This is a genomic window from Paraburkholderia tuberum STM678 (genome assembly GCF_902833905.1).
In the GTDB taxonomy this organism is placed as follows: domain Bacteria; phylum Pseudomonadota; class Gammaproteobacteria; order Burkholderiales; family Burkholderiaceae; genus Paraburkholderia; species Paraburkholderia tuberum.
The window spans coordinates 255,472-264,528 of sequence record NZ_CADFGP010000002.1; the positions used below are offsets into that span (position 1 = coordinate 255,472).

At 60.6% G+C, this 9,057-nt stretch carries 9 protein-coding genes and 1 pseudogene; 4 read left to right on the plus strand and 6 right to left on the minus strand.

Features of this window, described 5'->3' with window-relative positions:
- Positions 1 to 35 precede the first annotated feature (35 nt).
- Entirely contained in the window at positions 36 to 230 is a 195-nt protein-coding gene (locus HWY30_RS02805; protein WP_090811207.1) for a hypothetical protein, read from the minus strand.
- A gap of 538 nt (positions 231 to 768) precedes the next feature.
- On the opposite strand from HWY30_RS02805, the gene HWY30_RS02810 reads away from it, so the two are divergent.
- Together HWY30_RS02810 and HWY30_RS02815 are read left to right on the plus strand one after the other, a co-directional pair.
- Positions 769 to 1,239 carry a YbhB/YbcL family Raf kinase inhibitor-like protein gene (locus tag HWY30_RS02810; RefSeq protein WP_090811205.1) on the plus strand — a complete coding sequence of 157 codons (471 nt, stop codon included), beginning with the start codon at positions 769 to 771 and terminating at the stop codon, positions 1,237 to 1,239.
- 51 nt (positions 1,240 to 1,290) lie between these two features.
- Positions 1,291 to 1,389: pseudogene (locus tag HWY30_RS02815) on the plus strand (transposase); the annotation flags it as partial.
- A 55-nt stretch (positions 1,390 to 1,444) separates the two neighbouring features.
- Here HWY30_RS02815 and HWY30_RS02820 read toward each other — a convergent pair.
- Positions 1,445 to 4,123: a winged helix-turn-helix domain-containing protein gene (locus HWY30_RS02820; protein WP_244144754.1), complete on the minus strand. Its 2,679-nt coding sequence runs from the start codon at positions 4,121 to 4,123 to the stop codon at positions 1,445 to 1,447.
- A 232-nt stretch (positions 4,124 to 4,355) separates the two neighbouring features.
- On the opposite strand from HWY30_RS02820, the gene HWY30_RS02825 reads away from it, so the two are divergent.
- Together HWY30_RS02825 and HWY30_RS41400 are read left to right on the plus strand one after the other, a co-directional pair.
- Positions 4,356 to 5,055 (plus strand): IS6 family transposase gene (locus HWY30_RS02825; protein ID WP_090811895.1). Its coding sequence is split into 2 segments (ribosomal slippage): positions 4,356 to 4,756 and positions 4,755 to 5,055, totalling 702 coding nucleotides; the frame shifts between segments, so codons are not numbered across the junction.
- A 98-nt stretch (positions 5,056 to 5,153) separates the two neighbouring features.
- Positions 5,154 to 5,273 (plus strand): heavy metal-associated domain-containing protein, encoded by a 120-nt coding sequence (locus HWY30_RS41400; protein WP_244144755.1) that lies wholly within the window; start codon positions 5,154 to 5,156, stop codon positions 5,271 to 5,273.
- A 39-nt stretch (positions 5,274 to 5,312) separates the two neighbouring features.
- Here HWY30_RS41400 and HWY30_RS02835 read toward each other — a convergent pair whose 3' ends face one another.
- From HWY30_RS02835 to HWY30_RS02850, 4 genes are read right to left on the minus strand one after another with little or no spacing between them, the layout of a single operon-like run.
- Entirely contained in the window at positions 5,313 to 6,155 is an 843-nt protein-coding gene (locus tag HWY30_RS02835; protein WP_090811201.1) for a metal ABC transporter permease, read from the minus strand.
- A 2-nt stretch (positions 6,156 to 6,157) separates the two neighbouring features.
- Positions 6,158 to 7,069 (minus strand): metal ABC transporter permease, encoded by a 912-nt coding sequence (locus HWY30_RS02840; RefSeq protein ID WP_090811199.1) that lies wholly within the window; start codon positions 7,067 to 7,069, stop codon positions 6,158 to 6,160.
- A gap of 6 nt (positions 7,070 to 7,075) precedes the next feature.
- Positions 7,076 to 7,897: a metal ABC transporter ATP-binding protein gene (locus HWY30_RS02845; RefSeq protein ID WP_090811893.1), complete on the minus strand. Its 822-nt coding sequence runs from the start codon at positions 7,895 to 7,897 to the stop codon at positions 7,076 to 7,078.
- 5 nt (positions 7,898 to 7,902) lie between these two features.
- The gene (locus tag HWY30_RS02850) at positions 7,903 to 8,919 is read right to left on the minus strand and encodes a metal ABC transporter solute-binding protein, Zn/Mn family (RefSeq protein ID WP_244144757.1); all 1,017 of its coding nucleotides are present in this window, start codon (positions 8,917 to 8,919) and stop codon (positions 7,903 to 7,905) included.
- Positions 8,920 to 9,057 lie beyond the last annotated feature (138 nt).

Sequence of the window (9,057 nt, forward strand, 5' to 3'; positions counted from 1 at the left end):
CGAGTCCCAGCCGACAGCCGGCAGGTTTCGACTTCTCAGTGAATGCGCGCGAGGTTACGAAGGAGCGAATCGCCGTCCTGCGTCACGCGAGGTCGCACTGCCCCGCCGGCAAGCCTCTCCATGGTGACGAGCTGACGTTCAAGCAGCGTATCGAGTTCTTCCCGCTCGGCAATGTGGTGAGCCGAATCCCTGACCAGCATCAATGTCGCAAATTCATGGGCGCTGAGCATGCTTGCCTCCTGATAGCTTGAGTAGGTGCTGTATGGATTGTGTTGGCTGAGGCACTCGCTTTTGACGTCGCCTGCCGATGGCGCGCTCGCTGCAGTGGCGCGGGGAGTTGATGGTAGGGGCAGCGCAGCGGCGCGGCAATCCAGGGTCGTCCCGCATATTGGGTCGATTGGGGAGTGCCGCACTGCAACAGGTGCGGTGGCGATCACGCAAATACGGGTTTCGGCACGCTGGAGATTGGGAGGATCGTCGACGTAGCCGTTCGGGCTGTAAGCCGCCTTGTCGAGTTGAGCCAGTTCGGCCGCCAATGACTACAATTTAGGGATAGTCGCATTCCCCAAGGAGGCTGCCATGGCTCAATCAATGATCAGTTTTTGGGTTGGCCTTGTGGTTCTCGTTGTCGTTGCATCGGCCTTGTCCAGGCGCTACAGGCACGATCACCCGGGAGAGAGCCTGACTCAGTGGCTCGACACGCATCATATGAGCTGGATGCATCGCAAGCACTAGCTGGCGGCGCGGGCTGACGCCGAGGAGCGCACCATGGCCTTCACCCTCACCTCACAAGCTTTCCACGAAGGAAGCGAGATTCCTCGGCGCTACACCTGCACGGGCGCGGACGTCTCCCCGCCGCTCTCGTGGTCCGGGGTACCCGCCAACGCGAAAAGCCTCGTGCTGATCGTCGACGACCCCGACGCGCCCGACCCGGCCGCGCCACGGATGACATGGGTCCACTGGGTGCTTTACAACATCCCGACGACGGCTCCTGGTGTTCAGGAGGGCGTCACTGCGGGCGCGCTTCCGGCAGGCACACTTGAAGGCACCAACGACTTCCATCGCACCACGTATGGCGGCCCATGCCCGCCCACTGGCCGTCATCGGTATTTCCATAAGCTCTACGCGCTCGACACCGTGCTGCCCGATCTTCACAAGCCCACAAAGGCGGCGTTGGAAAAGGCGATGCAAGGCCATGTCGTGGCGCACACCGAACTGCTCGGCACATTCAAGAAGTAACACGCAGACCCCTGGACGCTACTTGTCCGGGATTGTCGATTCCGCGTCGATGACAAGAAGCGCATCCAGCAGCTTGAGAAGGAATTGCAGCGCAAGGAGAAGGCGCTGGCCGAAGCGGCTGCGCTTGTGATTCTGAGAAAAAAGTCCAGGCGATCTGGGGACGTCCGCGCCGAATCTGGTGAGGGCTATTGCATATGGCTCGTCACTACATGGCCGCGCGGCCCTCTCCTACCCCAAGTCCAAAAACTCTCTGTACGGCGTCAATTCGCGAATTTACGTCGAGCTTTTCGAAGATATTTTTCAAATGCCACTTGACCGTCTCGGGTGCCAGTTTCAACGACCGGCCGATTTCCTTGTTCGAAAGACCGCGGGCAACGCACTCGAGTACCTCAAACTCCCTCGCACTAAGAACATCCGGTGACAGCGGCACGGCCTCAACATGCGCGGGCGACGCAGCCGGTGAGTTGCCGAAGGCATCAAAAGCTGTAAGCAGCCTGTCGACATACGCCGTTTCTGCCGTGGAAACATTCGCTGAAGCCAAGCGAAATTGCTGTAGCAACGCGCGCACGGGTGGCCCCTCATCCACGAAGCTGTTAATCATGCCGCTCTGCCTTCCGAGCCGTAGCGCTCGTTCGAGCGCACCAAGCGCCTTTTCGGACGCTCCACATTGCGCGAGCGCGCATGAGAACAGCAAGGAAACCACAGCCTCCGAATAGCGCCTGCCCGTAGCAGCCAGAGTATCAAGCAAAGGTGTGAGAAGCGTGACGGCTTCATCTGCACGATCCCCGGCGATCAGTACGCGAGCCTGCAGGAGACAATAGCTCGTCCAGGTGTCTACCGCGCACCCAGTCCGCCCTTCGCACATCATTGGCACGCTCTTGCTCAGTGCGTCGGCGATCTGTCTCGCTTGAGCAACGTTGCCTTCTACAAGGAGCAATCTTACCGTTTCGGCATCCAGCGCCAACTTCAGACGTAGCCAGTGTCGGGTTACGGCGGCCTGTCGACCGTCTTCGAGAATAGCCAGCGCCGAACCCATCTCCCCGTCGCGCCACAGCAAGCGTGCTGCAGACAGTATATGGCGCATCAAACCAGTTAGCGGCGAGGTTTCCAGTGCAGCGGTCGTGCGGCCCGCGATCATCCTCCGCGCTTCAGGCAGTTCGTTGCACTCATAGTAGATCGCAGCAAGGCAACTGGCCGCCCAGGTTGCGCAGGATGACGAGTGGCCCCATGCTTTTTCGATGCGGTGGAACATCGCCTCAAAAATTCGCCTTGATTCAGACAGCTCGCCATGCATAAATGCAGCAACACCGAACGACGAGCGTCGAAACATATCCGAGTAGTCGGGCTCCTGACCCTGTTCAACTCGCTCGCCGACGGCGTCGCGTATTTCACGTATCTGGTCGAACCTACCCCTGTGCATCAAGCCGAAGAGCTGCGCGAATTGCGCACAGCGCTGCACCCACGGCGCTGTAGGCGCCATTGAGGCTTGAGCAGCACGCCCTAGTTCGAGCGCCCGCTCGCTTTCCTCCACCATGGTGGCGATCAGTGCGCTGACCGCGTTGATCTCCGCCAATGCCGCTTCCTCTACCATGCTGGTATCCTTGCGACGCCCGCGAAAGAATTCGTTGTTAACAGCAGCAACCTCCCTTGAGGCGGCGTCCGGCTGAATCGAGAACACGAGCGCCCATGCTTTCGTCAGGCGCAAACGAAGCCGTTTCTGGATGACATCGGGTGGCAGTTTTCCGATCCATCCTAGCAACGTGTTCAACTCACCGCGCTCGAGCATCTCCGTCGCACAGTTTTCAACCCACTGTGCCGCCTGCTCGAGTTCGCCTGCAGCCAAGGCATGTCTGACTGCCTCGGGCCAAAGACGTGCTCCTGCAAACCATTGGGACGCACGACGGTGCAGCAACGGGACGTGTTGCGGCATCTGGCGAAGAAGGCGCCGACGAAGTGCGTCGGACAGGAGCGCATGATAGCGGTACCAGTGCCGTGTTTCATCCAGCGGCCGGATGAACACGCTGTGCCGCTCGAGCCAGTCGAGCTCGCCTCCGCTTCCACTTCCCTTGCCCATGATGGCATCGCACAACTCAGGGGCGAGTCGTTCAAGAATCGACGTGTACAGCAGAAACTTCAGCATATGGAGCGGCAGATGTGCGAGCACGGTATCGTTCAGGTACGAATCGATTCCGGAGCTGACTCCGACCAGCGCACCGGCGACCTTGGCCGCATCGCCCACATCGCGTAGCGCAAGAGCAGCAAGTTGCAAGCCAGCGACCCACCCCTCCGTTGCCTCGTTCAGCAACTCAACACTGGTCCGGTCAAGCGGCACGGTGCCTGTCCGGTCAAAAAATGCCTGCGCATCGGCGATCGAAAAACGGAGATCGTCGACATCAATACGTACTAGTTCCTCTGGAGCTCGAAACTGACCAACTATCAAGGCCGGTTCACCTCGCACCCCGAGCAGGATATGCATGTTCTCGGGGGCATAGCGAAGCAGACGGGAAGTAATCGCAAGAACTGGTTTCGCAGTCAGACGGTCGGCGTCATCCAGCACGAGGAAAACGCGCCTGCCGGATGCAGCGATCCCGTTCAGGAGTAATGAAATGACCGTTCTGATAGGAGTCAGCGGATCGTTATTAAGGATCTGTTGCGCTTGCGAGGCAATTTCCGCCGAGGCCCTGGCGAATGCGGCCACCAGGTAAGCGCAGAACTGCTGCGGATCATCGTCTTCTGCGTCGAGGCTGAGCCATGCAACAACATGCTTTCGCTGCGACAGCGCTTCACACCAACCAGCAAGCAATGTCGTCTTGCCGAACCCCGCCGGGGCGGTCACGACGGTGATGCTGCGAACCGGCTGCTTACGCAACCACTTAAGCAACACGGATCGTTGCACGCAGCCAGACGGAAGACGGGGCGGGAGCATCTTGGTCTGAATCAGCGACACGCTCCATGGGCGATCGGTACTGTCTGAAGACGCATGCATGTTTGTCCTCTACTGGCCCCCAATCCAGAAATAATAGCGCGAAATTTTGCCAGCGCTATTGCTGCGACGGTTCTGTTGCAATAGCGGAGGCTGGGATGCTGCGGGAACTAACAGAATGATGTGGACGGCCATGAAGGCGCTGAGTCCGGCGGTAACCGAAGTGCTGAAGCGGTTGCACTATCCGCTCGAGATAATGTTGGTGTGCGTGCGTTGGTACGTGGCCTACCCGCTGAGCTTGCGCAATCTCGAGGAGGTGATGGCCGAACGCGGGATCGCGGTCGATCATTCGACCGTGCATCGGTGGGCCATCAAGCTTCTGCCAGTGCTTGAAAAGACGTTCCGCCGCTGCGAGCGCCCGGTCGGCAAGAGCTGGCGGATGGACGAAACCTATGTGAAGGCCCGGGGCACATGGAAGTATCTTTACCGCGCCGTCGACAAGGCCGGCAACACGGTTGATTTCCTGCTGCGAGCCAAGCGGGACAAGGAAGTGGTCCGACGGTACTTCGAGAAGGCCATCGATCAGAATGGCGCCCGAAACCGTAACCATCGACAAAAGCGGTGCCAATCTGGCCGGGCTGCACGCCGTGAACGCCGAGCGTGAGACGCCCATCAAGATCCGCCAGGCCAAGTATCTCAACAATATCGTGGAACAAGACCATCGGGCGATCAAGCGACGTACCCGACCCATGTTGGGATTCAAGGATTTCAGTTCTGCCCGCACCTTGTTGAGTGGCATTGAACTCATGCATATGATCGCCAAGGGGCAGATGAGAGACTCCGGCAAACTCAAGCCATCGGCCGCCCGGCAATTCTACTCGCTGGCGATGTAAGCAATCCTTCTCACATCGCAATCGTCCGCCAAAATCGCCTTACCGCGACAGAACCGCTGAAACTGCGCATCGGGGACACGGACTGCGCGTCTTGTGCATTGAAGATCGAGAACGCGATGAAGCGGCTGCCAGGCGTGTCCGACATCAACGTTAGCTACGGCCAGGAAAGCCTTGACCCTCGCATTCGACGAGGACCGCACGTCGCTTGCCGCGATTGAGGCCAAGTCTCATGCGCTCGGCTTCACGCCGGTTGGCGGTCACGTCAGTGAGCCGGCCGGTGCCTCCGAGGCCGGCCGTTCGTCGTGGTGGCGCGCGAAGGCTCGTGCCCGGGTCCACACCTGCCCCACTCCGTAACAGGCGGCCCCAAGCATGCCAACGAAGAAACCGACTGGCCAGTTGGAGACATAGGAGAGGGCGATCGATGTCCACACCGTGACGAGCGAAATTCCAACCGACACGCATATCGCAAGAATCGGCCGGTCAGTCAGCGAGCGGGCCGCAGCCGCGGGTCCAATCATCAGGCTGAACACTAGCAGCGCGCCCACTACCGGGAGCGCCATTGCCGTCGCAAGCGCCAGGATGCTCATGAACGCAAGTTCCATCGCGCGGCTCGATACGCCTCTCGCCTTCGCCAGATCGGGCGATACCGAACTGAGCAGGAGTGGCCGGAAGAGCACAACCGCAACCGCAATCGAGAACCCGCTGATCGCAGCAACCGGCGCGAGATCGGTGTTGCTCACGCCCAGTACTTCGCCGAAGAGAAGGGCATAGACCGCTTGTGAATACCCGCTCGTCATGCTCAGGAACAGCGCCCCGAAGCCTAGCAGCGTGACGAGGCACAGGGCGGTTGCGACTTCGTGTCTTCCGCGCCGGCTCAGCCAACTGATTCCGATCACGCCGAGACCAGCGAAGACGATCAGGCCGAAGAGCGGATTGATACCGAGCAGGCTTGCCGCTGCAGCACCCGGAAAGGTGCCGAGCGGCAAGGCGTGCGCGGCGAACGAGGCGCCTCGAATCACCACGAAGAAACCGATGAATCCGGCGACCGCAGCCACGATGCTCGCCACGATCCACGTGTTGGTCATGAAACTGGAGAACATGGTCAGGCCTCACCCGGTTCACGGGCGTTCAGGGCGATCCGCGCGCCCGTTGGGGGCTTCCGTGCAGGTCCGGCGCGACCTGTGATGACATACAGGGCGAAGATAAGCGTCACCACGAAGAAGCTCACTGGCCAGCCGTGCCCGGGGGTCCAGTAGTAGCTGTCGTACGCGAGGAGGATGCCACCCCAGGTCGTGCCCAGGCCGATTAACGCGGACAGACCCGTGGCCCAGCCTGGCCGCTTTGCCACCCTCAAGGCGATCGCCGCCGGACCTATCAGGAGTGCGGTCGACAGGATGGCGCCGACCGTAATAGCTGATAGGGAAACGGCCAGCGCCAATACCAGCAGGTGCAGGAGTCCGACCGTCCGTACCCGCACGCCCATGACCGCAGCCAGCTCTGGGTCAACGGAGCTGAGCAGCAAGGGACGATAAAGCACGCCCGCGGCAATCAACGCCCCCGTGCCCACCGCCAGTGCGAGCGGAATGATCGATGCCGGAATGGCGAACATTGATCCGAACATGACGGTGATCGCCGCTCCAGTCGTGCTTTTCGATGTCACGTCGAGGTAAAGAAACAGCGCGGCAAGGCCAAGCCCCGCGCCCAGCACGACGCCGGTCACAAGATCGCGCTCACGGGCGCGGCGCACCCGCACCAGTTCGATGCCGCCCGCTGCCATGACCGCCATGATGAGAAATCCCAGCAACGGATTGATGCCGAGCAGGAACGACGCAGCACCGCCCGCGCTGCTCACATCGGCCAGCGCGTGGCCGGCGAAGGACTGGCTCCTCATGACGGTGAATACGCCAATTACGCCGGACACGACTGCGGCGCCGCCGCCGACTACCATCGCGGTATGCACCGGTTCGCTGCTAAAGAAGCCCGGTTCAAAGATGAGGGTGAGCAGGGAATCCATCTTGAATCAGGGAACCTGCACAATGTGGGCGGGGTCTCGCCGAACGGCGGCAAGCATTTCGGCCTCGGTGCCGGCGGCAATCACCAGCACGCGGCCGTGCACGCGGACGACATCGATGTGATAGCCGTACAGTCTGCTCAGGACCTCGGTACGCACCACTTCGTCCGTCGCCCCGCTCGCTGCGTGGCCATTGGCGAGGTAGACGATCCGGTCCATCACCGGCAGCAAGGGATTCATGTCATGCGCCGAAAGCAGGACCGCAAGCCCGTGCTCGACGCTCAGGCGGCGCAACAGCGCGACAATTTCGGCGACGCTGCGCATGTCGAGGTTGGCCAGAGGTTCGTCCAGCAACAGCAGCCGCGGACGGCGAACCAGAGCGTGTGCGATCAGTACCCGCTGCTGCTGGCCTCCGGACAGTTCCCCGATGCGCTGGTCCGCGAAAGGCTCTGCATCCACGGCTTTGAGCATCCCGTCGACCGCCTCGCGGCGTTTTTTCGACGGTAACGGCAAGCCGAGCCTGTGGCCCTCGAGGCCGAGCGACACCAGATCCCGCGCACGCATCGGGAGGTAGGGGTCGAGCGCGATCTTCTGCGGGACGTAACCCACCGAGGTCAGGCTGCGCGCACCATTGATCCTGATGCTACCTGCACTCGCTACCTGGAAGCCGAGGATCGTACGCAGCAGCGTGGTCTTGCCCGAACCGTTCGAACCGATAAGGCCGCAGAACTTTCCCGCTTCCAGACTGAAACTCACCTCATGTAGCACGCTGTGCCCCGGGAAAGAGACGCTCACCCGGTCGACCGCAAGGACCTCGTTGCCAGGGCACATGCCGCTCACTGCACAGCCTGCAAGGTTTCGGTGGACACTTTGGAAGTCACTGCCTTTTCCAGCGCATTGACTTCCGCCAGCATCCACGACTGGTAAGTAAAGCCGGGGGTTGGCATGGTCTCGTAGACGCCGACCACCGGAATACCATTTTTCCTGGCCAGATTGAGGAACGATTGTGTGAGCGCATCCGTGACCTGCTGGTTGTAGACGAACACCTTGACCTTGTGGTCCGTGAACAGGCTGTTCTGTTTCGTCACGTCCTGCGGAGAGGGATCGGTGCCGTTCATGATCGCCGCCTGCAGGCTGAAGGGTGTGGCGATATCGGTGCCGACCGCTTCGAGCATGTAGTTGGCGACCGGCTCCGTCACCGCGACAGGCGTTTGCGCGTAGTGCGCCTTGAACGATGCAATTGCAGCCAGCCACGGCTTGAGTGATGCGTCGAACTTCTTCACGTTGGCTTGAAAGTAGGCTGCCTGCGCAGGGTTCAATGCGGAAAGGTCCGCTGCCACTGCCTTCGCAACCGCCGGCATGGTTTTCGGGTCGTACCAGAGATGCGGGTTCGGCGTGCTGTCGGGCAGGCCGAGCAGGTGTTGGGCGTCAATGACCTTGCGTTTGTTGTTGGGCGCGGCTGCGATGATCTTGTCGGCCCAGGCGTCGTATCCCACGCCGTTCTTGACGATCAGATCGGCGGAAGCAAGCTGCGCTGCCACCTTCGGGTTGACCTCGAACGTGTGTGGATCCGTATTGGGATCCGTTTCGATCGCGCTCACCTGAACGTACTTGCCGCCGATCTGGGCGATGACGTCGGCGTACTCGTTTTCGACACCGATGGCGTTGATTACACCGGCCGCTGCTGATGCCGCCATGGCGCTTCCCTGATGCACGGCAAGCAGTACCAATGCAGCCGAAAGGCTACCGATGGGCTTCAGTGCGGCGCGCCAAACAAACCGGTCTGGCTGTCCTGAACTCCAGGATGCGCGGTGCTGAACGGAGTTGCAAAGCCTGGCGGCGATTTTTTTCATTGGCGTTCCTGGCACGAAAAATAACAATCCGATAGGATTAGATACGTATGGGGTGTCCATTTGACCGGAGTTAAGCGTAGACTGGGGCAATGGAACGCGCCCACGCCAGCATCCACTACCCTAAGTCCCTTGGGGAGT